General features: G+C 71.5%; 26 protein-coding genes and 2 pseudogenes. 19 read left to right on the forward strand and 9 right to left on the reverse strand.

Translation table 11 applies throughout. The annotated features are described in order from the left end of the window. Positions 1–10 precede the first annotated feature (10 nt). Positions 11–217 (forward strand): annotated as a pseudogene (gene nrtS / locus ACE1OC_RS04940) (nitrate/nitrite transporter NrtS); the annotation flags it as partial. A 55-nt stretch (positions 218–272) separates the two neighbouring features. Here the strand turns inward: nrtS and ACE1OC_RS04945 are convergent. Continuing rightward, complete coding sequence (locus ACE1OC_RS04945) at positions 273–1,106, reverse strand: DUF2182 domain-containing protein (protein ID WP_266445229.1); 834 nt, start codon at positions 1,104–1,106, stop codon at positions 273–275. A 62-nt stretch (positions 1,107–1,168) separates the two neighbouring features. Then, positions 1,169–1,360 (reverse strand): annotated as a pseudogene (locus ACE1OC_RS04950) (hypothetical protein); the annotation flags it as partial. A 25-nt stretch (positions 1,361–1,385) separates the two neighbouring features. Here ACE1OC_RS04950 and ACE1OC_RS04955 point away from each other — a divergent pair. Further along, on the forward strand, positions 1,386–1,931 hold the full coding sequence (locus ACE1OC_RS04955; protein ID WP_407835920.1) for a hypothetical protein: 546 nt from the start codon (positions 1,386–1,388) through the stop codon (positions 1,929–1,931). 139 nt (positions 1,932–2,070) lie between these two features. Here the strand turns inward: ACE1OC_RS04955 and ACE1OC_RS04960 are convergent, their stop codons facing one another. Further along, positions 2,071–3,189, reverse strand: a complete 1,119-nt coding sequence (locus ACE1OC_RS04960; RefSeq protein ID WP_407835921.1) for a carboxylate-amine ligase — start codon at positions 3,187–3,189, stop codon at positions 2,071–2,073. A gap of 329 nt (positions 3,190–3,518) precedes the next feature. On the opposite strand from ACE1OC_RS04960, the gene ACE1OC_RS04965 reads away from it, so the two are divergent. The 5 genes from ACE1OC_RS04965 to ACE1OC_RS04985 all read left to right on the forward strand — a co-directional run bounded on the left by ACE1OC_RS04965 (position 3,519) and on the right by ACE1OC_RS04985 (position 7,127). Beyond that, the gene (locus ACE1OC_RS04965; RefSeq protein ID WP_266494365.1) at positions 3,519–4,097 is read left to right on the forward strand and encodes a hypothetical protein; all 579 of its coding nucleotides are present in this window, start codon (positions 3,519–3,521) and stop codon (positions 4,095–4,097) included. A gap of 53 nt (positions 4,098–4,150) precedes the next feature. Further along, entirely contained in the window at positions 4,151–4,882 is a 732-nt protein-coding gene (locus ACE1OC_RS04970; protein WP_266445221.1) for a hypothetical protein, read from the forward strand. 70 nt (positions 4,883–4,952) lie between these two features. Further along, complete coding sequence (locus ACE1OC_RS04975) at positions 4,953–5,450, forward strand: hypothetical protein (RefSeq protein ID WP_266445218.1); 498 nt, start codon at positions 4,953–4,955, stop codon at positions 5,448–5,450. A 94-nt stretch (positions 5,451–5,544) separates the two neighbouring features. After that, positions 5,545–6,174 (forward strand): DUF305 domain-containing protein, encoded by a 630-nt coding sequence (locus tag ACE1OC_RS04980; protein ID WP_407835922.1) that lies wholly within the window; start codon positions 5,545–5,547, stop codon positions 6,172–6,174. An 89-nt stretch (positions 6,175–6,263) separates the two neighbouring features. After that, positions 6,264–7,127 (forward strand): F510_1955 family glycosylhydrolase, encoded by an 864-nt coding sequence (locus ACE1OC_RS04985; RefSeq protein ID WP_266445212.1) that lies wholly within the window; start codon positions 6,264–6,266, stop codon positions 7,125–7,127. Between the two features lie 507 nt (positions 7,128–7,634). On the opposite strand, the gene ACE1OC_RS04990 is transcribed toward ACE1OC_RS04985, so the two are convergent. Both ACE1OC_RS04990 and ACE1OC_RS04995 read right to left on the reverse strand, forming a co-directional pair. Next, a complete protein-coding gene (locus ACE1OC_RS04990) occupies positions 7,635–8,183 on the reverse strand; it encodes a hypothetical protein (protein ID WP_407835923.1) in 549 nt (182 codons plus the stop codon). Further along, a complete protein-coding gene (locus tag ACE1OC_RS04995) occupies positions 8,183–8,323 on the reverse strand; it encodes a hypothetical protein (protein ID WP_266445206.1) in 141 nt (46 codons plus the stop codon). The genes ACE1OC_RS04990 and ACE1OC_RS04995 overlap by 1 nt, the downstream gene beginning before the upstream one ends. Positions 8,324–8,441: 118 nt before the next feature. Between ACE1OC_RS04995 and ACE1OC_RS05000 the strand changes: the two genes are divergently transcribed. Next, a complete protein-coding gene (locus tag ACE1OC_RS05000; RefSeq protein ID WP_407835924.1) occupies positions 8,442–9,104 on the forward strand; it encodes a TetR/AcrR family transcriptional regulator in 663 nt (220 codons plus the stop codon). Between the two features lie 11 nt (positions 9,105–9,115). Here the strand turns inward: ACE1OC_RS05000 and ACE1OC_RS05005 are convergent, their stop codons facing one another. Continuing rightward, the gene (locus ACE1OC_RS05005; protein WP_266445202.1) at positions 9,116–9,541 is read right to left on the reverse strand and encodes a heavy metal-responsive transcriptional regulator; all 426 of its coding nucleotides are present in this window, start codon (positions 9,539–9,541) and stop codon (positions 9,116–9,118) included. 82 nt (positions 9,542–9,623) lie between these two features. Here ACE1OC_RS05005 and ACE1OC_RS05010 point away from each other — a divergent pair, with 82 nt between their 5' ends. Genes ACE1OC_RS05010 through ACE1OC_RS05035 form a run of 6 tightly spaced genes read left to right on the forward strand, consistent with a single transcriptional unit; the run spans position 9,624 to position 15,895 of the window. Then, a complete protein-coding gene (locus ACE1OC_RS05010) occupies positions 9,624–10,343 on the forward strand; it encodes a tRNA-dependent cyclodipeptide synthase (RefSeq protein WP_266445200.1) in 720 nt (239 codons plus the stop codon). Between the two features lie 30 nt (positions 10,344–10,373). After that, positions 10,374–12,686 (forward strand): heavy metal translocating P-type ATPase, encoded by a 2,313-nt coding sequence (locus ACE1OC_RS05015; protein ID WP_266445197.1) that lies wholly within the window; start codon positions 10,374–10,376, stop codon positions 12,684–12,686. A gap of 26 nt (positions 12,687–12,712) precedes the next feature. After that, entirely contained in the window at positions 12,713–13,174 is a 462-nt protein-coding gene (locus ACE1OC_RS05020; protein WP_266445195.1) for a hypothetical protein, read from the forward strand. After that, positions 13,175–13,495 carry a hypothetical protein gene (locus ACE1OC_RS05025; protein ID WP_266494347.1) on the forward strand — a complete coding sequence of 107 codons (321 nt, stop codon included), beginning with the start codon at positions 13,175–13,177 and terminating at the stop codon, positions 13,493–13,495. Continuing rightward, positions 13,485–14,438, forward strand: a complete 954-nt coding sequence (locus ACE1OC_RS05030; protein ID WP_407835925.1) for an FAD:protein FMN transferase — start codon at positions 13,485–13,487, stop codon at positions 14,436–14,438. Before ACE1OC_RS05025 ends, ACE1OC_RS05030 begins: the two co-directional genes overlap by 11 nt. Further along, the gene (locus tag ACE1OC_RS05035; protein ID WP_266445185.1) at positions 14,393–15,895 is read left to right on the forward strand and encodes a 2Fe-2S iron-sulfur cluster-binding protein; all 1,503 of its coding nucleotides are present in this window, start codon (positions 14,393–14,395) and stop codon (positions 15,893–15,895) included. Before ACE1OC_RS05030 ends, ACE1OC_RS05035 begins: the two co-directional genes overlap by 46 nt. Positions 15,896–15,976: 81 nt before the next feature. Here ACE1OC_RS05035 and ACE1OC_RS05040 read toward each other — a convergent pair whose 3' ends face one another. From ACE1OC_RS05040 to ACE1OC_RS05050, 3 genes are all read right to left on the reverse strand, one after another. Beyond that, a complete protein-coding gene (locus ACE1OC_RS05040; protein ID WP_266445182.1) occupies positions 15,977–16,246 on the reverse strand; it encodes a heavy-metal-associated domain-containing protein in 270 nt (89 codons plus the stop codon). Next, entirely contained in the window at positions 16,246–17,385 is a 1,140-nt protein-coding gene (locus ACE1OC_RS05045) for a sulfite exporter TauE/SafE family protein (RefSeq protein WP_407835926.1), read from the reverse strand. Before ACE1OC_RS05045 ends, ACE1OC_RS05040 begins: the two co-directional genes overlap by 1 nt. Before the next feature lie 129 nt (positions 17,386–17,514). Beyond that, a complete protein-coding gene (locus tag ACE1OC_RS05050) occupies positions 17,515–17,913 on the reverse strand; it encodes a hypothetical protein (protein WP_407835927.1) in 399 nt (132 codons plus the stop codon). Positions 17,914–18,123: 210 nt separating this feature from the next. On the opposite strand from ACE1OC_RS05050, the gene ACE1OC_RS05055 reads away from it, so the two are divergent. The 5 genes from ACE1OC_RS05055 (at position 18,124) to ACE1OC_RS05075 (ending at position 22,247) form a co-directional block, all read left to right on the forward strand. Then, positions 18,124–18,351 carry a hypothetical protein gene (locus ACE1OC_RS05055; protein ID WP_266445174.1) on the forward strand — a complete coding sequence of 76 codons (228 nt, stop codon included), beginning with the start codon at positions 18,124–18,126 and terminating at the stop codon, positions 18,349–18,351. Then, complete coding sequence (locus tag ACE1OC_RS05060; protein WP_266445171.1) at positions 18,348–18,560, forward strand: hypothetical protein; 213 nt, start codon at positions 18,348–18,350, stop codon at positions 18,558–18,560. The genes ACE1OC_RS05055 and ACE1OC_RS05060 overlap by 4 nt, the downstream gene beginning before the upstream one ends. A gap of 248 nt (positions 18,561–18,808) precedes the next feature. Continuing rightward, positions 18,809–19,483, forward strand: coding sequence for a hypothetical protein (locus tag ACE1OC_RS05065; RefSeq protein WP_407835928.1), 675 nt, complete (start codon positions 18,809–18,811; stop codon positions 19,481–19,483). Between the two features lie 84 nt (positions 19,484–19,567). Further along, positions 19,568–20,188: a copper resistance CopC family protein gene (locus tag ACE1OC_RS05070; RefSeq protein ID WP_266445166.1), complete on the forward strand. Its 621-nt coding sequence runs from the start codon at positions 19,568–19,570 to the stop codon at positions 20,186–20,188. Continuing rightward, positions 20,181–22,247: a bifunctional copper resistance protein CopD/cytochrome c oxidase assembly protein gene (locus ACE1OC_RS05075; RefSeq protein WP_266445163.1), complete on the forward strand. Its 2,067-nt coding sequence runs from the start codon at positions 20,181–20,183 to the stop codon at positions 22,245–22,247. Before ACE1OC_RS05070 ends, ACE1OC_RS05075 begins: the two co-directional genes overlap by 8 nt. The last annotated feature ends 6 nt before the right edge of the window (positions 22,248–22,253 follow it).

Below are 22,253 nucleotides of genomic sequence, written 5' to 3' on the forward strand. Positions count from 1 at the left end.
AGGACGTCACATGTCTCCTCCCGCGCAGGTGAAGCCACGCCTGCTGCCGACCGTGTTCTCGCGCGCGTCGCTGTCCCGGTGCGTACCGATCGCGCTTCTCGTCGGCACTGTACTGTCCCTGGTCAACCAGGGATCCGTCATCGCCTCGGGCGACGCCGACGCGGCCGCCGCCGTGCGGGTGGCGGTCAACTTCGTCGTGCCGTTCTGTGTCTCCAGCGCCGGATACTTCAGCTGCCGACGGGCTGCATGGCGGGCGGATACAAGACCGCCGGTCAGAGCGAGCCCGTCATCTGGTTCATCTCCTCCATCGGCGGAGCGTTCTCCAGGCCCGGCAGCAGCCAGTCCTGGAACGGAGCGAGAGCCGCCAAAACGAGGAAGACGAGGCCCACGGCCCAAGTGAGCCAAGGCCCCTGCCGCCACAGCTTCTCCAGGAAGATCACCGCGGCCACGGCCGCCATGGCCGCCACGTTCATGAAGCCGAGCGGGATCAAGACGAGCATCAGCCCCCAGCAGCAGCCGACGCAGTACAGGCCGTGATGCGCGCCGACCCGCAGATCCTTCGCCCACGGCCGGAACCGTGAGTACCGCAGCAGCTGGAACATGGGATTGCGGCAGTGGCGCAGGCAGACCCGTTTCAGCGGCCCGAACTGGTGCAGCCCGGCGAGGAGGAAAGCCCCGGCTCCGATCCAGCGGCCGGCGTCCGGATTGCCCTCGACCAGTCGTCCGGTCGCCGCCAGGGCGCCGTACGCGAGCAGCCCGAAGCCGGTCCAGGCCAGGAGATAGCCGCCGACGAATTCGGCGATGTGCAGTGCGCGGGCCGGCCCTGCCGAGCGGCGGCTGATCCCCCTTACCCAGGTGATGGCGACCGGGGCCACCGACGGCAGCATCATCGCCGCCATCATGACCACCCACAGCAGCAAGAAGAGGGGAAGCGCCAGGCCCATGGTGCCGGGCTCCATCCCCATGTGGCGAGCCTGCCCGATCGTGAGCACCCACGCGAGTACGGCGATCAGTACCATCAGCGTCCAGCCGACCGCCAGATCGCGCCGCGTCAGAAGGACCCCGGGCCGGGTCGGCGCGGGTGCGTCGAGATGGACGTGCGGCATGGCGGGCCTCCCAGGGGCGCCGTTGCCTGAGGACACCTCCAGCTCAGCACAGAACCCGCGGGTCAGCGATGCAGCGGCTGGAAGCGGCGCAGTCGCAGGCTGTTGGTGACGACGGAGACGGACGAAGAGGCCATCGCGGCACCGGCGATCATCGGGTTGCGCATGCCCAGGGCGGCCAGCGGCACGGCGGCCACGTTGCAGGCGAACGCCCAGAACAGGTTGGCCTTGATCATACGGAGGGTGCGGCGCGCCAGTGGGCCCTCGTACTCCAGGCGCCGGGTGATCGGCGAAGGCCGCCCCGCGTGGGACGCCGCCGACTTCCTGCGCTTGGGCCCTGGGACGATCGTGGGTCAGCTCAGTCACGTCACCAACCGCTCAGGCGTTGACCACCTGCGCCACCAGCTCGGTTCCGAAACCCGTGTCCATCTACTGCAGCCCGATGACCCGCACGCCATGCACATCGATGCCACCCTGTGTCCTTTGCGCGAAGGACTGGCCCTGTACAACCCCGAGCGGATCGATCCCGTCCACCTCGTCGGCAGTCCGCTGGAAGGCTGGGAACTCCTACCCGCGCCCACGCCCGAACCACGCCACAGCCCACCGCTTTACATGACCAGCCCCTGGGTGAACATGAACCTGCTGGTCATTGACCACGAGCACGTTGTCGTCGAAGCCGGCGACGAAAAGCTCCAGGCGGTCCTCGTCTCACTGGGTCTGACGCCGCTGCCCCTTCCTTTCCGCCATGTCCAGGCACTGGGAGGCTCTTTCCACTGTGCCACGCTCGACCTGCGCAGAATCCGCCACGCACCAGTGCCGGCCGGATAGACGAGGGCTCCGACAGCGCACTCAACCTTCCCGGGCCCCGGGCCAAGCCGACGCCGCTGCGGCCCCAGTGCAGCACCGATGTCGCCGAGCAACCACCTCGCCGGTGCGCCGTCCCGGCGGCTGCTGCGCCTCCCCGGAGTCATGACACGCCCGACTTCCCGCCATCCGGCCGTTCGACGGTTGCCGTGATGAGGTCGACGACCGCGCGGATGCCGCCGTGGGCGTAGGCGTGGCGCTGGCGGTCGGCGGGAGTACCCAGGCGGAGGAAACGCGTGAGCCGGGTGGTGACGTCCTGGGTGTCCCCGGCCTCCACGAGGGCCGGGGAGATGTGGTGCATCAGCCGGTCCAGCATCTCCCGGGCACTCAGCCTGGTACCGCAGGCCGTCAGCAGGGCTCCGCCGAGTCCGTGCCGCGCGGCGTACCAGTTCGCCGCCTGGAGCATCTCGGGCGGCCAGGAGGGCAAGGGGGCGTCCGTCTCGGCCTCACGGAGGGCTGTGGAGACCAGCGCACGGACCAGTCCGGCGAACAGGACGGCGTCGTCGGCGTGCAACTGTACGTCCGCGCACCGGATCTCCACCGTCGGATAGCGCTCGGACAGTCGGGCCTGCCAGTAGATCTGGCCGGTGTCGCGGATGACCCCGCCGGCCAGGAGGGACCGTACCCTCCGCTCGTGGTCGGCGAGGCCGCCGAACTGGGGTGGGGGGCCGCTGACCGGCCACCGTCCGAAGACCACCGTGCGCCAGCTGGCGAAGCCGGTGTCCCTGCCGCCCCAGAAGGGGGAGTTGGCTGACATGGCCACCAGTACGGGCAGCCACACACGGATGCGGTTGAGGACCGCCACCCCCCGGTCGCGGTCCGGGACACCGACATGGATGTGCATGCCGTTGATCAGCTGCTCCGCCACCAGCTGCGGCGCCTGCTCCCGCAGTTCCAGGTAGCGCCGACTCTCCGTCACGGGGACCGGCGCCGACTCCTTCAACGGAGGGGCGCCGCAGGCGGCGACCCGGCAGCCGAAAGCCTCGGCCGCCTCACCGAGCGCGTGGCGCATCCGCAGCAGATGGCCGCCCACCTCGCGGAGCGAGGTACATACTGGCGTGGCGATCTCCAGCTGCGCCTGGAGCAGCTCCGCCTGCACCTCCTCCTGCCTCACCCCGGGCCGCAACCCCGCCACCGTACGGACCTTCGCCGCGAGCGGCGCCGGGAGGCCCGTGGCGGCGTCGAGCAGCAGAAACTCTTCCTCGACCCCGAGCGTGATCACGGGATACGGATACCCGCCCGGCGGCCGGAGCAGGCTAGGGCAGACGGATGCCGGTGCCGTCGGCCGGGCCTGTGGCGTAGGTCAGCGGGCGGCGCCCCCCGGGGGACGGCGAAGTCGGTCAGCCGGGCCGAGCCCGGAGCAAGCTCCTGCCAGGGACCGGAGGCGCGGTTGCCGCGCGCCCGCGTCGTACCTCTGTCCGCTCCTCCGGCCACGTACACCGCGGCGGTCGACCGGTACCTCACCGGCGAACCGGCGAACCGGCGCCGACCGCCGGGCGCGAAGCCGCCCTCTTCCCCGTCGCCGCGATCGACGATCCGGGGCTGCCGGAGGTGCTGGCCGAGCTGGCGGCGGCGCGGGCGGACGAGATGGACGCCGACACCGTCAACCGGGAGCTGTCCATCGCGCGCAAGGCGATCGGCTGGTGGCAGCGCCAGGGCTGGATCGGATCCGATCCGACGATCGGTATCGAGCGGCGTCCTGCGCCGCCGGACCGAACGCGGGCCCTCACGGCTGTTCGGTCGCTACGTGGCTACTTCGTCGGCGCCGGACTCCTCAGCGGAGCTGTGGTCCACCACCCGTTGGACCCCGCCCGCTACAGCCGCATCGCGGTATACGGCGTCCTGGTCTTCCTGGCCGCCACGGCTCTCAACGAGTTCGTTCTGGCCAGCCGACGGCCGACCCTCCCCCGCGCCCTCGCCGTCATGGGCGCCTCACTGCTGCTGCCCTTCGGCCCGCGCCGCAGTCCTCATACCTGTCGGCATCGCACTGTGCTTCGTCGCCTTCGTTCTCAAGGACGAGGACACCTCGTGGCGGCGCATCTTCAGTCTGGCCGGGCTCGCCGTCCTGGTGACGGCACTCGTCAGCCGCCTGACGCCTATACATCCCGCTTTACCCTATTCACGCCATGACATGACGTGGAGCGATCAGCCACGCCATGTGCACAGCCAAGGAGTTCGCTCGCTTGTCCTCGCACCAGCTCATCGACCGCCCCTCCCCCACCGCCCCGACCCCCGCCGCCGCTTCCGGCACGCGGGCCGCGCTGCGCCGAGCCCGTAGTCGGCAGGCCCGGCGGCTGTCCCTGCCCGCCCGTTACCTCGGATACGTCGGCTACTTCGTCGGCGCCGGTTTGATCAGCGGCGCGGTGGTGCACCACCCGCTGGATCCCGACCGCTACACCAGGATCGCCGTCTACGGCGTGCTGGTCTTCCTGGCTGCCACGATCCTCAATGAATTCGTGCTCACCCGCGAGCGGCCCGGCCTGCCACGCGTGCTGACCGTGATCGGCGCCTCACTGATGCTGTCCTTCGGCATCGGCATGTTGAGCGGCGGGCTCCAGCACTTCGCCGACTTCCCGGCGCGCGGGGCCGTCCTCGTCCCGCTGGGCCTGGTGGTCTCGTTCACCGCGTTCGTGATCAAGGACGCTGACACCTCCTGGCGACGCCTCTTCAGCCTAGTGGGACTGGCCGTACTCGTGGCCGCGACCATCACCTTCTTCGGCCTGCGCCAGGTGGCGGCATCCAAGGAAACTGCCGAGAGCGGCGGACACGGCCACGGCACCGCGGAGGGAGCCGAGCCCGAGCAGCACGCGCCGGCCGCCACACCCGCCGCCACCAGCGTCCCTGCCCCGAGCGCCTCGTCTAAGAGCGGCGCTGCCAAGCCGACCTCCGGCCACAGCGACGGCGATAGCCACTGACGGACCCGGAGCGGCCTGCGGGGGCGTGCGCTCCCGCGGGTCGTTATTGTCGGATGCGGAGGTAAGAGTGATGGTGCGGACGTACGCACGCGTGGTGGGCCTGGCGGCACGGCTGCTGTTCGTCGCCGTGCTCGCACTCGGCGTGCTCGTCATGCACACCGTCGGCCACCCCTCGGACGGTTCCGGCACGGCTGCCGGCTCCTCCTCCCACGCGGCTGCGATGGGCTCGGCGCCCGGCAGCGGCACCGCCACCACCGGGCATCACCCGGATGACACGATCACCGTGCCAGCGGGGCACTCGTCGGTTGCGGCTGCCCTCGCATGGACCACGCCGGTGGCCACCGGCGCCACGGCGGTTCCGGTGGATGGTCCCGGCATGGCGATGGACATGGCCTCGTTGTGCCTGGCGGTCCTCGGTACCTGGGCGCTGTCCGCCCTGCTCTACGCGATCGCCGTGGGCCGGCGGGGCTGGCTCACCGCGCTCTCCGCCCGCGTGCTGGCAGTCGTACGGCCCAACCCGCCGCCCATGCCTCCCGACCTCGCACAGCTGTCGGTCCTGCGGATATAGGCCGGTCGTCCCGCGCACGTCCACGCCCATCAGGGCTGCCGCGCGCCTACGCCTGCCCACCTCTCGCAGCACCGATCACACGAGGTACACCGACATGACCGCCTTCAAGCGTTCCCTCCACCGACCCCTCAACCGGCGCCGTCTCGCCGTGGCGGGAGCCGTCGCAGCCGGGGCCCTGCTGCTCGCCGCCTGCGGCGACGGCGACAGCGCCAGCTCGCCCGCGTCCTCGACACAGGCCATCGCGCCCGTCTCGGCTGGCGCGTTCAACGACGCCGACGTCACGTTCGCCCAGGGGATGATCCCTCACCACCAGCAGGCCCTGGAGATGGCCGGGCTGGCCGACGGGCGCGCCGAGGACCAGGAGATCAAGACCCTGGCCGGGCAGATCGAGAAGGCCCAGGACCCCGAGATCACGACGCTGCGGTCCTGGCTCACGGCCTGGGGCAAGCCGGAGTCGCCTGCCGCAGGTCACGGCGGTGGCCACGGCGGCATGCCCGGGATGATGTCCGAGCAGGAGATGAAGGACCTCACGGCCGCCAAGGGCAAGGACTTCGACCGCAAGTTCGCCCAGCTGATGGTCGCCCACCACAACGGCGCCGTCGAGATGGCCAAGACCGAGCTGAAGGACGGCAGCAACGCCGACGCCAAGAAGCTCGCCGACGCCATCATCAAGGCCCAGTCCGCCGAGATCACGCAGCTGCAGAGCATCCTCAACCGGCTCTGAGCCTCGTCACGCCATCGCCGTGTTCCGGGCCCTTCGTGTAAGGGCCCGGAACACGGGGCGCACACCACTCCCCCGGCAGGACAAGGACAATGAAGCCATCACTCCTGCGGCGCATGGGCGCCGCCACGCTCCTCGCACTCACACTGGCCGCCTGCTCGGCCACCCCCGACTCACCCTCCGCCGAATCGTCCAAGACGGCGGTCAGCCACATCCACGGGCTGGGCATCGACCCCGCGGACCAGCGGCTCTACGTCGCCACCCACGACGGAATCTTCACCCCGGCCCAGGACGGCACCGCCCTGCTCATCGGTGACAGCAAGGACGACTTCATGGGCTTCACCGTGGCCAAGGCGGGCACGTTCCTGGCCAGCGGGCACCCGGCTCCGGGCAGCGGCGGGCCCGGCAACAAGGGCCTGATCGAGAGCACTGATTCCGGGAAGACCTGGAAGACCCGGTCCCTGGCCGGCGAGGTCGACTTCCACTCCCTCGACTACGCGCACGACACGATCTACGGCTACGACAGCACCAACGGCCTGCTGCGCGTCAGCAAGGACGGAACCGCTTGGGACGACCGGGCCCGCCTGAAGGCGCTCGACATCGCCGTCTCGCCGGCCGACCCCGACACGGTACTGGCCACCACCGCCGACGGGATCGCGAAGAGCACGGACGGCGGCCGGACCTTCGCGGCGGGCAGGCAACCGGTCATGGCCTTCATCTCGTGGGCCGCACCGGATGCGCTGTACGGGATCGACGCCTCGGGCGGGCTCCACCGCAGCGCCGACGGCGGTACCACCTGGCAGGCGCTCGCGCCGGTGCCCGGCGGAGCCCCCCAAGCGCTCACCGCGGTGGACGCCCAGCTCCTCCTGGCCGCCACCCAGGACGGGGTCTACGAGTCGCGGGACGGCGGCAAGACGTTCACCAAGCAGCTCGCGGTCGCCGGCGGCGGCCACTGACCAATACGGTCTCACGCGACGGCCCGCCGGAGCGTGGCGAGGTGTCCGGCCTGGTGGGCGATGACGTCCTCGACGACCTGTTCGAGGGTCCGGGTGCCGTCGGAGAGGTGCGGGATCGGCGGGGGAACCGTCGAGCTGGTCGGCCGTCAGGCCGGCCAGCTCACTGATCGGGACCTCGCCGTCGGCCAGGCGGCGGACCAGCCTCGGCACGGTCGCCGGCGTCGACGCCTGGCCGTCCGGCCGGGGGTGCCCGTGCCCGGATGCCGGGCCATGGGCGGTGCCGCGCACGAGACCGCCCAGGCGGTGGTACCCCTCGGCGACGTGCTCGGCCAGGGCGCCGACCGTTTCACCGGCCTCCCCACCCGGGCAGGGTCTGCGCAGGTCGCCTTCGGTGAGTGTGGCGAAGAACCGGGCCGTCTCCGACAGCTGTCGGCTTGCCTTCGCCATCAGTTCCGTACCGCGTCCGTTCACGGTGGGCCTCCTTTCGGCGGCCGGGAGGGGGCGGGATCAGCGCGCGCCCACACCATCAGTGGGAGGCACGGTGCGCTGCTGTTGCCGCTTCCGGCGCCCGTAGCGGGTCAGCCCCTGCGGCTTGTACACCGACAGGACCGCGGCCACGAGGAGCACCAGCACGGCGGCGCCGGACTGGATCACGAGCTGGCCGGACAGGCCGGCGTGGTCACCGGCGGACCAGTCCGGGCCCGCCGCAAGGCCGGCGACATAGCTGACCGGGCCCATGTGGACGAGCAGCAGGATGGTCGCCAGGACGGTGATCACGAGCTTCACGACGACCCAGTAGTACCGCAGCAGGCCCCAGGTGGTCCCGAGTGCGGAGATCACGCCGGTCAGCAGTGAGGCCGCGGCCAGCGGCACGATCACGTACCAGCCGGTCACCTCCATGGCCATGTACATGGCCCGCGTTGTCTGGGCGTTCTGGCCGGTCATGCCGACCGCGGCGAGGGCCAGGAAGGCCGCGACCGCGCCGAGCCAGCCCACCGAGGCCGCCACGTGCGCGGTGAGCGCGAGCTTGCGCTGCCGGGGCGTCATGGCGGCCATCAGCCGTGGCCCCCCATGCCGCCGCCCGCGAGGTGGACGATCAGGAAGACCAGGACCAGGGCGATGGCGACGTAGAGGAACGCCTTCACCCATCGAGGCCGGCCCGGGTCCGATCCGGGGGAAGAGGGAGAGCCGGTCATGAGTGTGTCTCCTCCGCTGTCGCGCGTGGCTACCGTCCTTGCGTCGACCACTTTTGCGAGACAGACTGTCTCTGTCAAGTCATAGTGTCACGTAATCGGCGTCGCGTATATTCGGAGCATGCCGAAGCTGTGGAACGAGACGATCGAGTCGCACCGGCACGCGGTGCGCGAGGCGGCCCTGGACGCCACCGCCGCCCTGGTTGCCGAGCACGGCCTGTTGTCGGTGACGATGTCGCGCATCGCCCAGGAGACCGGCATCGGGCGGGCGACCCTCTACAAGTACTTCCCGGACGTCGAGTCGATCCTGGCCGCCTGGCACGAGCGGCGGGTCGCCGGACACCTCGAACGCCTCACCGCCGTACGGGACCAGGGCGGCAAGCCGGGTCGGCAGCTCGAAGCCGTTCTGTCCACCTACGCGCTCATGACCCACGAGCGCAAGGAGCACCACGGCACCGAAGTGGCCGCGCTCCTGCACCAGGGTGAGCACATCGCCCAAGCCCACCGGCAGCTGCACGACCTCCTGCGGGATCTGCTGATCGAAGGCGCGCGGAGCGGCGAACTCCGCGATGACGTCTCAGCCGACGAACTGGCCGACTACTGCCTCCACGCCCTCAGCGCGGCCTCCGGGGCGCCGTCCCAGGCCGCCGTGCGCAGGCTCGTCGCCGTCACCCTCACCGGCCTCCGCGCTCCGGGCCACCCCGCCAGCACCGCCCCCGAGGGCGAGGGCGAGGGCGAGGGCGCAACGGACGGGCACCACCACCCGCGCCACAACCACCGCTGAGAGAGAAACGGTCAGGCCGTCCGGCTGCCGGATGGTGTCGGCGTGTCCTCGATGATGTGGCAGATGACACCGGGCTCACCGCGGCCCGCCGCCTGGTCGGCGCGGTCGCGGGCGGCCTTGAGTGTGGTGCGCAGGGCCATGAGGTCGGCGATGCGCTGGTCTATTTCGGCGAGGTGTTCGTCGAGGAGGCCGGTGACCAGGGTGCAGGGCTGCTGGCCCTGGCGCTGCAGGTCGAGGATGGCTTTGATCTGTTTGAGGCTCAGGCCGAGGGCCTGGGCCTGGCGGATGAACCGCAGGTTGGGCACGACCTGGCCGGAGTACGTGCGGTACCCGGCGGCGGTGCGCTCGGGCGGGTCGATGAGGCCGTTGGCCTCGTAGAGGCGTACGGCCTTGGGGCTCATTCCGGCCTGTTTGGCGACGCGGCCGACGGTCAGCACGGGCGGTTCTCCTCGGCGTAGGGGGGATGTTGCCAGTGTGCGCTTGACCTTGCCCATGGGGCAAGGTTTTAGCGTCCGGAACATGACGACCCAGCGACAGGACGGCACCGCACCGGCCATGGCGGTCACTCCCATGAGCGCGGAGTGCGGCGCCGTGGCGGCACGCGCCGAGCACGCGTGTATCGGGATCAGCCCGTTCAACGGCTACTTCTCCGCCGAGCGGATCCGGGAGCTGGCCGAATGGGGGCTGGAACGGTTCGCTCGGGTGGATTTCTTCGTCCCTGACGCGGCGAGCGCCTTCACGTTGGAGGCTCTCGGATACACGCCCGAGCGGGCCGCGTGGAAGGCACGCCGGCAGGGGCAGTACACGCGGAACAAGATCCGTGCCGCTCTGACCGGCCTGGGTGTGGCGGACCCCGAGGACCGTGTCCTGGGGTGGGCCGAGCTGGACGGCAATGCCGCTTTCGCGCGGCTGCACGCACAGGGGTGCGAGCAGTACGGCCGCGACGAGGGCTTCCGGGCGGCCTGTCAGGAGGCCGCCGGCTGGGTGCTCGCGGGCAGGCTGCCCGACGGCGGGCCACCGGACGAGCGGCAGATCGAATCCGCGGTGCGCTACTTCCTGGCCGAGCTGCCCCTGTTCCTCGACACCCCCGCCATCGTCGGAGCCGGGGCCTCGGTCTTCTGCTATCACCAGCCGCCCGACGTACTGCGCCGCTTGTACGGGCGCGAGCTGAGCCTGCACCCCGCGCCGGGCCAGGGATTCGCCGTCGTGGCGCCATTCGCAAACGCCCCATGGAACTGACCCACGCCGATGAGTAAGGACGACCGTCGCATGACCACCACCGAAATACCGGGTCAGGCTCCCGACGTGAGCGAGCCGGTGAACACCGTCGACCTGTCGATCACGGGTATGACCTGCGCGTCCTGCGCGGCGCGGATCGAGCGGAAGCTGAGCAGGCTGCCCGGCGTGAGCGCGTCGGTGAACTTCGCCACCGCCGGCGCCCGCGTCTCCCACCCGGCTGACGTGACACCGCAGCAGCTGATCGACGCGGTGAAGGCCACCGGCTACGGCGCCTCGCTCCCCGCACCACCCGCGCCCGCCCCGGCGGGCACGAAGGCGGTCGCGGTGGAGGACGCGGAAGGCCGTCATGTGCGGGCGCTGCGGGATCGGCTGCTGGTCTCGGCAGCGCTGACCGTGCCCGTGGTCGTGCTGTCGATGGTGCCCGCCACGCAGTTCCGGTTCTGGCAGTGGCTGGCCTTCGCGCTCGCCTCGCCCGTGGCGCTGTGGGGCGCGTGGCCGTTCCACCGCGCCGCCGCCCTCAACCTGCGGCACCGGGCAGTGACCATGGACACCCTGGTTTCGCTGGGTGTGCTCGCGGCCTGGGTGTGGAGCGTGTACGCGCTGTTCCTCGGTGGGGCGGGCGAGCCGGGGATGCGGATGGAGGTCTCGCTGTTGCCCCGCTCCGGCCAGCACGGCGCGGCGGCCGAGGTGTATCTGGAGGTGGCCGCGGCGCTGACCGCGTTCATCCTGGCCGGCCGCTACTTCGAGGCCCGCGCCCGCAGGCGTGCCGGGGACGCGATCCGGGCCCTGATGGACCTGGGCGCCAAGGAAGTCACCGTGCTGCGGGACGGGCGAGAAGTACGGGTGCCGATCGATCAGCTCGCGGTGGGCGCGGAGTTCGTCGTACGGCCCGGGGAGAAGATCGCCACCGACGGGGTGGTGGTCGAGGGTTCCTCGGCGGTGGACGAATCGCTGCTGACCGGGGAATCGCTGCCGGTGGAGGTCGGCCCGGGTGACGCGGTCACCGGCGCGACCGTCAACGCCGGGGGCCGGCTCGTCGTACGGGCCTCCCGTATCGGGTCGGACACCAAACTCGCGCAGATCGCCCGCCTGGTGGAGGAGGCACAGACCGGCAAGGCGGCCGTGCAGCGCCTCGCCGACTCGATCTCGGCGATCTTCGTGCCGATCGTGATCCTGATCGCGGCCGAGACCCTGTTCGCGTGGCTCGTGCTCGGGTATCCGTCTGCCATCGCCCTGACGGCAGCGGTGGCGGTGCTCATCATCGCCTGCCCGTGCGCCCTGGGCCTGGCCACGCCGACGGCGCTGATGGTCGGCACGGGGCGGGGCGCCCAGCTCGGCCTGCTGATCCGGGGCCCCGAAGTACTAGAGTCCACCCGCAAGATCGACACGATCGTGCTGGACAAGACCGGCACCGTCACCGAGGGCCGGATGCGCCTGGCCGATGTCGTGGCGGCCGAGGGCGAGCACCGGGGCGAGATCCTGCGCCTGGCGGGCGCGATGGAGTACGCCAGCGAGCACCCGATCGCCCGCGCGATCGCGGACGCGGCCGAGGAGCAGCACGGCGACCTCGCGCCCGTCACCGACTTCGCCAACCACGCCGGGCGTGGCGTCACCGGCACCGTAGACGGACGCCGGGTGCTGGCAGGCCGGGCGAGCTGGCTCACCGGCCAGTGGGGCATGGAGATCCCGCCCGCGCTGGCCCTCGCCCAGGAGCAGGCCGAACAGGCCGGCCGTACGGTCGTCTTCGCCGCCTGGGACGAGGAAGTGCGTGCCGCACTGGTCGTCTCCGACACCGTGAAGGTGACCAGTGCCGAAGCCGTCGCCCAGTTCAAGGCACTCGGGCTTACCCCCGTGCTGCTCACCGGCGACAACACCGCCGCCGCTCGGCACGTGGCGGCGGAGGTCGGCATTGAAACCGTCATCGCCGAGGTCCACCCCGAGGACAAGGTCGCCGAGATCAAGCGCCTGCAGGCCCAGGGCAAGGTCGTGGCGATGGTCGGCGACGGCGTCAACGACGCCGCAGCCCTCGCCCAGGCCGACCTCGGACTCGCCATGGGCACCGGCACGGACGCGGCCATCGCCGCCGCCGACCTCACCCTGGTCAAGGGCGACCTGCGCGGCGCCGCCGACGCGATCCGCCTCGCCCGCAAGACCCTCGCCACCATCAAGGGCAACCTCTTCTGGGCCTTCGCCTACAACGTCGCCGCCCTGCCACTGGCCGCCCTCGGCCTGCTCAACCCCCTCATCGCCGGGGCCGCCATGGCGAGTTCCTCGGTGTTCGTCGTCACTAACAGCCTGCGGCTGCGCCGCTTCCAGCCCACCAACCGCACCGTCCGCAACTAAGCAGACAGACAAGGAAGAACCACCCCATGGCAACACCCGTCAAGCACCGCACCGCCCTCGCGATAGCCGCAGCACTCGTCACGGTCAGCGTCACCTCCGTCGTCGCCACCGCGGCCGTCGCCGGCGGTGGCCCCGACAAGCCCGCCGTCTCGACCGCCCCGGCCGCCTCGCCCACATCACCGGCTTCGCCCGCCCCGATGAACAGCCCGATGGCACCCTCGCCCTCGACTCCGCCCAGCCCGGCCCCGAGTGCTCCCGCCAACGGAGCTCAGAACAACGGCATGAACGGCAGCGGCGACATGAGCATGGAGATGCGGATGCAGCTGGAGGCCATGCGCATGGGCATGAAGGCCGGCATGGAGGAGGGCATGCGTATGGGTGCCGACAAGAACTCCGGCTCCACGGGCGCCAACGGCCAGAACAACACAGGCGGCTCCATGGGCGGCGGCAACGGCATGAGCGGCGGCATGGGAATGGACGGGATGTAGGTGTCCGACCTGAACGCCGCCGCAGACGACGAGCGGGACCGGCGCATGGCGGTACGCATCGGCGTCGCCACGGCGGGCCTCGCCGGTGCAGCCCTGCTCACCGCCGCACTGGTGTCCGGCGCCCAGCCCTCGGCGGCTGCCGCACCGGACACCTCGGCCCCGGCGGCAGCGGCCCCGGCAGCACCGCAGATCACACCCTCCGCCCCGGTGACGCGCAGCAGTGGCAGCGGCTGCGGCGCCTCACAGGGCTCGGCCGCTGCCGCAGCGCCGGCTCAGCCGTCGCAGCCCTCGCCTCCCGTGACGCGCAGCAGTGGCAGCTGAGGCAGTCGAGGCCCGGTTCCCGGTGATGGGCAGTGCCGGCCACCTCCTGGTGGCCGGCCGCCCTGACCTCCTGGCCGGCGCCCGCGAGCGGCTGGAGGAGCTGGAGTCGCTGTGGTCCCGCTTCCGCGCGGACAGCGAACTGTGCCGACTCAACGCCTCGCCGGGCCGCTGGGTGCCGCTCTCCGCTCCGACGGTCGCGCTCGTACGGCGGGCCGTACGGGCATGGGAGGTGACCGGCGGGCTGTTCGACCCCACCGTACTGCCCGCCCTGGAGGCCGCCGGATACACGCGCGGCTTCCCCGACCTGCCACCCAAGCCGCAGCCCGGCGGCCCGTCCGCGCCCACCCCGGGCTGCGCGGGCATCGAGATCGACGGCGACCGGGTGCGCCTGCCGCCCGGCGTACGGCTCGACCTCGGCGGTATCGGCAAGGGGTACGCCGCCGACCTCGTCGCGGGCGAACTGCGGGCAGCGGGCGCGCTGGGCGCCTGCGTCAACCTCGGCGGGGACGTACGTACGTCCGGCTCCGCCCCAGGCGCAGCCGGCGCCTGGGTGATCGCGGTGGAGGACGAGGCCGCCCCCGGAACCGACCTGGCCTGGCTGGCCCTCGCCGAGGGTGCGGTCGCCACCTCCACCCGGCTACGCCGCCGCTGGCAGCGGCAAGGCCGGCAGCTCCACCACTTGATCGACCCGGGCAGCGGAGCACCGGCGTGCGGCGAGGTGGCCACCGTGACGGTCGTCGCCGCCGAGGCCCACTGGGCGGAGGTACTGGCCAAGGCCGCGCTGATCGCCGGACTGCCCGCCGGGCGCTCCCTGCTGGAGGCCCACGGGGTCACCGGGCTGCTCGTGACCGAAGACGGGACCGCGCACCACGCCGGGCCCTGGGAAAGGTATGTGACATGGACCCCCAACTCTGGTGGTACCTCGCCCGCGTCGGCGGGCTGATGTCCTGGTGGCTCCTGTCGGCCACCGTCGTATGGGGGCTGCTGCTGTCCACCCGGGTGACGGGCCCACGGGCTGCCGCCGCGCGCCTGTACGACCTGCACCGCTTCCTGTCCGGGCTGGCGCTGGCCTTCCTGACGGTGCATATGCTCGCGCTGGTCGCCGACTCCTGGGTCGATATCGGCCTGCTGGAGCTGCTGGTCCCCTTCGCCTCCGGCTACCGGCCCGCGGCCGTGGCCTGGGGCGTGATCGCCTTCGAACTCGCGGCGGCGATCGGCGTGACGTCCCTGCTCAAGACCCGTATCCCGCACCGGTGGTGGCGCTACGTCCACACCAGCGCCTTCCCCGTCTTCATCCTCACGACCGTCCACGCCCTCACCGCCGGAACCGACGCCGGTACCGTCCGCTGGACCGCGCTCGTGCTGGTGGCGGCCATCTCCTTCCTCTCCGTCTACCGGCTCCTCGCGGTACGCCGTACGGACGACACGGTCGCGCCCTCCGCACCCGTACGCCCCGAGCCGCCTGACTCCCGGCCCGTCATCGTGAAGCGGCTGCGCCCGGTCGCGGACGGCGTCGTCCTGGTCGAACTCGCCGCCACGGACGGCGGTCTCCTGCCCGCATGGGAACCGGGCGCGCACATCGACCTCGCCCTCCCCTCGGGGCGGATCCGGCCGTACTCGCTGTGCGGGGACCCGGCCGACCGGACCACGTACCGCATCGGCGTCCTCAACGCGCCGAAGGGGCTCGGCGGATCAGCCGAAGTGCACGCGCTGCGGACGGGCCGGCAACTCGCCGTGTCCCGCCCCCTCAACAGATTCCCGCTGGTCCTGGCCCCGCATTACCTGTTCATCGCGGGCGGCATCGGCATCACAGCCCTCCTCCCGATGATCCACGCGGCCGAGGCGGTCGGCCATGACTGGCGGCTGCTCTACGGCGGCCGGACCCGCCTGTCGATGGCCTTCACCGACGAACTCCTCGCGCTGGGCACCGACCGGGTGCACCTGGTCCCCCAGGACACTGACGGCCTGCCCGACCTCCACACCGCGCTCTCCAAGACCACAGCGGGCACCGCCGTCTACTGCTGCGGTCCCGAACCCCTCATCGTCGCCGTGGAGAAGGCCGTAACCGACGGCTTCCCCCACCGGCACCTGCACATCGAACGCTTCGCCGCCACGGCAAAGCCATCGGCGGCCCGGGCGTTCCAGGTCGAACTGCGCCGCACGGGAAGCCTCCTGCCCGTCCCCGCCGACCGGACCCTCCTCGACGTCATCCGCCAAGCCGTCCCCGGCACCCCCGCCTCCTGCGAGGCCGGGGCCTGCGGCACCTGCGCGCTACGCGTCCTCGCCGGTACCCCCGACCACCGCGACGCCGTTCTGACGGGCCCCGACCGCAGCCGCCGCGACCTCATCTACCCCTGTGTCTCCCGCTCCCACTCCCCCACCCTCGTGATCGACCTCTAGACGGCCCCTCTCACAGCCCGAAGGCCCGGCCGGGAATCGCTCCCGGCCGGGCCTTCGGCCATGTCCGCGCGCGTACGCGCGTCAGTCGGCGAGGCGCGCTGTGTAGTCGCCCGCCCCCTCGACGGCAGCGATGAGAACCGCGGTGTCGACGTCGGCTCCGTCTTCAAGGAGTACGACGCTGCGTCCGGTGCGCGCGTCGGTGGCGGCCGAGCGGACCCCGGGGAGTTCCTCCAGCTCGTCGTCGATGAGCAGGCCGCAGCTGCCACAGTGCATGCCCTCGACGAGGAGCACTACCCTCGCGCCTGTCTCTGCCTCGGCCGCGGCCTTGTTCTTCCGTCCGAACAGGTTCATTACGCGTCCTTCTTGAATTCGATGGCGCCGGTCTGCATGCCCATGGCGCAGGAGAAGCGGAGGGTGCCGGGCCTGCGGGTGCCCAGGTCGATCTCGGTGTCGCCGTCCCGCTTGACGATTTCCTGAACGCCGAGCTCGGGGATGGTGAAGGCCCGGGCGCACCCACCGGAGTCCTTGCCCCTCAGTACCAGTGTGGTCGGCACGCCGGCCTTCACGGTGAACTGCGTGGGGAGGTAGAAGTCGGTCACGGTCAGGATGACGGTCTGCTTTCCGGAGGCGTCGATGCGGACCGGGGCATCCTCGGCCGTCGCCGTCCCGCCGTTGCCGTTGCCGCTTCCGTCGCCGCCCTCGACGATGAACGGCCCGCTCGCCACCGACTGCTTTTCGGGGGTGTTGAACGACACCCAGCCGCCCGCCTGAAGCGCGGAACCCATCGTCCAGGCGGCAACGGCCAGCACCACCACGCCCGTGAGCACGGCCAACTTCCCGGAGAGCGCCTGGCTGCTCCGCCGGAAGACATATCCGAGCGCGGCGAACAGCGGCGCAGTGCCGACCACGAACCCCGCCATCACCGCGGCCCCAGCCACCGGCGACCCCGAGGCGATGGCCAGCAGCTCCATCGAAAGCGTCACCCCACAGGGCACCAACACGGTGGCGAAGCCGATCAGCGCCGGAGTCGCGACCGAATCGGTCTTCGCGCTGCGCCGCATCAGTCGGCCAAACGAAGCCGGCATGCGCGGCAGCAGCCGTCCCACCCACTTCACTCCGAACAGGTCCAGCGCGAACAGCACCATGAGCAGCCCGGCGACCAGCAGGAGCACCGCCTGCGTACGGGGGCTGGGCTGCAGCGCATTGCCGAAGACGCCCAGCAGCGCGCCGAGCAGGGTGTGGGAGACCAGCTTCCCGGTCAGGAACGCCCCGACCGGAGCGAGCGGCGTGCCGGCCGGCTGCGCGGGCGGCGCAGCCGGCCGACGGGAAGCCTTGCGGGAGGATTTCGCGGGGGTGGGGACGGAGGCAGGGGTGCGGCGGCGGGTGACGGCTCCGGCCAGGAGGCCACCCTGTACGGCGGCGCACGAGGCACCACCGGCCAGCAGACCGGTGCTCGCACCGGTGATCAGCAAAGCGACGGACGACGGCATGCGTCGTAACTCCTGTTCTGCGACGACGGCACGCGCGCACGGAATCGGGAATCCGGGCGTGCCGAAGAGGACGTGAGGGATCACGGCGTCCCGCGAGGTGCGAACAGCAACCTCGCGAGCAACCGCCCGTCACGTCCGTGACACGCACAACCGATGCAGATCAGGAGGTTCCGCCGGCAGGGGCGGGGCATTGGGCTGCGCCACCAGGAGCGAAGGAGAACAGTCGATCGGGCTCGACTCGGCCGCGGGCACCTGGCCCGACGGGCCGTCCTGCGCGAGGACACCCTTCGGCGCCACACACTGCTCCTGCGCCACCGGGCAGCCCGGGCTGTGATCCACAGACCTTGCCACAACCGAAGCCCCGGCATGCCCGACGGCCGTCGCCTGCGGGGACATGTCCATCGACCCTGGCATCGTCGTGCCCACGGCCATCGCCGGACGCGCCAGCCCCGACAGGCAGACGAACAGCGCGCACACCAGCAGCACTCCGGGCCAAGCCCGGAGCGACAGAGGCAGGCGTCGCAGCATGGCGGCCATGCTAGGCCATCGCGGAGGCCCCCTCGCACGCCGGATCAAGCGGCCTTGACCTTGCCCCGGGGGCAAGGTTTTAGCGTCGCTTCAGGCACAGAATGGAAGTAAAGGGCACGTCATGGCACTCGTCGAAGACGCGGTGTACCGGTGCCCGGACCTCTCGCCCGATTCCCTGCCGATACCGAAGAACAACCGAAGGGGTCTGTGATGCGTGAGCTGCTGTACCTACTGCCGATACTCGCGTGCCCCCTGGGCATGGGGCTGATGATGTGGATCATGATGCGCTCCAAGCGCCACTCGACCCCCGACCACCCGAGCCCTCCCGCCCCCACCGCCGAGCAGGAGCAGGAGCTCGGCCGTCTCCGCAAGGAGGTCGACGCCCTCCGCGGCGAGCTCGACGCGGATCCCCGTCTACGCAAGGACGCCTCCGCGTGACCGGCCTCTGGCTCCCCCTGGCCGCGACCGTGCTCGCCACGGCCCTCACCTACGTGTGCTGTATCCGCGCGATGCGCAAACAGGGCGGCGGCTGCACGCCCCCTCCTCCGCAGCCACCGCAGGGCGTCGAAGAGGAGATCCACCGCATGCGGGAGGAATTGCGCCTCCTGCACGAACAGACCTCGGCGCCCCAGCGTGGCGACCGGTGAGGGCGGACGTCGGCCCGGCGGCGGACCGCGTAGGTGCGCCCGCGGTCTGATCGGACCGCGAGGGAGGGCCACCGGTGTGACCGGCGGCCCTCCCTGTGTCACGGATCGGTCCTGCCGCGCGGACGCAGAGCCGAGAGGGTCCTGGTGCCGAAGCCCCAGGGGTGCCGGGATACGCTGCTGACTGTCCCTGGGCTCCCTTCCAGTCTCAGAGGCCCAGCCGACCTCACTCCCCGAAAGTGCAGCAGCCCATGTCCGCCACCATCACCTCGCGGTCGGCCTCGCCGGCTCGCGGGCTGGTGCGCGGCCTGCGGGCAGGTGTTCTGGCAGCGCTGTGCGTGCTGCTCCCGATGACGGGGCACCTCCTCTCGCAGGGACACATGCCGCGCTGGGTGATGCTCCTGGGTATGGCCGCGGTCGCGGTGCCCGGCGCCGTGCTGCTGACGCGGGACAAGCTCTCCGACACCCAACTCCTCGCGGCGCTGGCCGGCGCTCAGCTGGCATACCACGCGGCGTACGCCGTGCCGGGCGCCTGCGCGGCGGTGACCGGGACGCGTGGGCCGCTGACCCTGCTGGAGCACGCCTCGACGTCCGGTATCCCGCCCGAGGTCTTCCTCGGCGGGCACCTGGTCATGCTGGTACTCGCCGCGCGGCTGTTCGGGCTGACCGAACGCCTCCTGTGGCGCGGCGGGCCCGTCCTGGACTCGCTGCGTGCCCTGCTGCTGTTCGTCTGGCCGCAGTTGCGCACCGACGGCGGGCCGGAAGGCGACCTGCGCGATCGGGAGACCGGAGCGCTGCCCCCGTCCGCGCTTGTGGCCCGGCTGCACTCGGGCCGGGCACCACCGTCGTCCGGGCGCACGCTACTGCGGCGTGCCCCTCTCTCGATGACCGGGCTGATGCCCGGCGGCGGTCTCTGCCTGCCCTGAGGACTGGGTGCAGGGGCCGTCCCGGGTATCGGCGTTCCCTGCTCCGGCTGGTCCGGGGAGCACAGAGAGACTTCCTCCCTTCCCATGCGTTCCTTCACCCGGCGTGCCGCCCGTACGGCGGCCCGCACCCTCGCCCTACCCCTGAGCGCCGCCTTCTTGTGGGCGGGAGCTCCAGCGGCCTCGGCCCATACCGACCTGACTTCCAGTTCGCCGTCCGACGGCGCGACGTTGGACACCCTGCCTTCGAACATCCGGCTCACCTTCAGCGACGAGATGACGGATGAGTACGCCAAGATCGCGCTGACGGCGCCAGACGGCAGCCCTGCCGGCGTGGCCGATCCGCAGGTTGACGGCAAGGGTGCCGCATTGGCTGTGAAGCCCGGCCTGCCGTCGGGCACCTACACCGTCGGATACCGGGTCGTGTCGGCCGACGGCCATCCCGTGAGCGGCTCGTACAGCTTCACTGTCCGGGCCGCGGCCACAGGCACAACCGCGCCGGTTCCGGCGCCGTCCTCACCTCCGCCTGCCCCATCGGGCGCCGCCCCGCATGACTCAGGTGACAGCCCCGCGCCGACCGCGATTGCGGACGGATCGTCCCCGTCGAGCAGCGTCGCAACATCGGTGGGCCTCGGCGTGCTGATCGTGGCGGCTGCCGGCGCCGCCGTGTTCGTCGCACGTCGCCGGAGGGTCCACCGTGGTGACTGACCTTGCACGCGGCGGAGCGGGCCGCCGCCTGCCGCTGATCATCGTCGCCTCGACTGTCCTGGCCGTCGGCGTCACGGTGGTGGCCATGTGGGCTGCGGGGTCCACGGCGCAGCGGGTGCCTGGCATCGAGGACGCCGGCCCGCTCACTTCCTGGGGTCTGCCGCTTTCTCGGATCCTGGTCGACGCCGCCTCGGTGGGGACGGTGGGAGCCCTTCTCCTGGCCGGGGTTCTACTGCCCGGCGGTCGGGATCTGGGCGCGGCGCGGATGCGCTACGTGGCGTGGGCGGCGGTCGCCGCCGGGCTGTGGGCGCTGGCGTCCGCCGCGCTGCTGGTCTTCACGCTGTCCGACCTCTTCGCGCGGCCGGTCGACGAGGTACTGGATCCGGCGATGGTGGCCGACTTCGCCCTCAGCTCGGCGCAGGGCCGGTCGTACGCGGCCATGGCGGCGGCCGGGCTGATCCTGGCGACGCTGTGCGCGGGAGTGACCACCGTCCGGTGGGCGCGGGCCGCGCTCGTCCTCGCCGTCGCGGCCGTTCTGCCACCGGCGTTCACGGGGCACTCGGCCGCCTCCGCGAACCACGACGCGGCCGTCACCAGCCTCGCCCTGCACGTGGCGGGAGTCGCGGCGTGGGTCGGCGGGCTGCTGTTCGTCCTGGTCGCCGCCCTGGGCCGAACCGAGGGGGCCGCGGTGGCGGCACGGCGGTTCAGCACGCTGGCCGGTGGAGCCTTCCTCGCGGTGGCCGCGAGCGGCCTGGTCAACGCGTTGGTCCGGCTACCCCTGTCGGGTGCGTGGTTCACCACCTCGTACGGGCGAATGGTGCTGATCAAGTCGGTGGCGCTGTTGCTCCTGGGCGCGGTGGGATGGTGGCACCGCCGCCGGACCCTGCCGGCACTCGCCGACGGCGCCCGCCGGCCCTTCGTACGACTGGCCGCGGGCGAGCTGTTGGTGATGGCCGCGGCGATGGGTCTGGCCGTCGCCCTCTCCCGGACACCGGCGCCCGGCCGGGGAAGCGGCTCGCCCTCCCCGGCGGAGGAACTGCTCGGCTTCCCGATGCCGCCGCCGCTGGGCGACTTCCCGTGGACGCCGCTGTTCACCCAGTGGCATTTCGACCCGGTCTTCGCCTTCGGTACCGGCGCGGCCGCCGCCCTCTACCTCGTCGGTGTGTTCCGGCTCCGGGCTCGCGGCGACCACTGGCCGATCGGCCGGACGGTCTCGTGGATGCTGGGCCTTACGGTCACCGTGGCAGCGACCATGAGCGGCCTGGCCGTCTACGGCAAGGTCATGTTCAGCGTCCACATGGGCCAGCACATGATCCTCGCGATGACCGTGCCGATCCTTCTGGTCCTCGGCGCCCCGGCGACGCTCGCCCTGCGCACCCTGCCCAAGGCTGGCAAGGACGAGGCGGCCGGTCCACGCGAGGCGTTGATGTGGTTGCTCCACAGCCGCTACGTGAAGATCATCTCGCATCCGGCGGTGGCCGGTGTGCTGTTCATCGGCAGCGCGTTCGCCGTGTACTACACCTCGTGGTTCGAGCGCCTGATGGGAAGTCATCTGGGTCATATGGCCATGCTGATCCACTTCCTGGCCGTCGGACTGCTGTTCTTCTGGGTGATCATCGGTGTCGACCCGGGGCCACGGCGGCCGCCGCACCTGGGGCGGCTCTTCGTGTTGATGCTGACCATGCCGTTCCACTCCTGGTTCAGCATCTCCGTGATGAGCTCCACCGGCATCATCGGCGCCGGGTGGTGGGAGGCGGTCGGCCGCACCTGGGGGCCTGATCTCGCCCAGGACCAGTACAACGGCGGTGCGATCGCCTGGGCCACCGGGGACATCCCCGTGCTGATCACGACGATCATCCTGGCTGCCCAGTGGGTCCGCTCCGATCACCGGGAGGCACGCCGCGTCGACCGGCAGATCGACCGGGGCGACGCGGGCGATCCACTGGCCGCGTACAACGCGTACCTGGCGGGCCTGCACGCGCGGGACCGGCGCCTGCAGCAGGCCGCCAAGCCTGCTGCTCGTGAGGCCGGCCCAGCGTCGGCTCAAGATCACACGTAGAGGAAT

The sequence above is a fragment of the Streptomyces stoeckheimensis genome (assembly GCF_045822005.1).
Classification (GTDB): Bacteria; Actinomycetota; Actinomycetes; order Streptomycetales; family Streptomycetaceae; genus Streptomyces; species Streptomyces stoeckheimensis.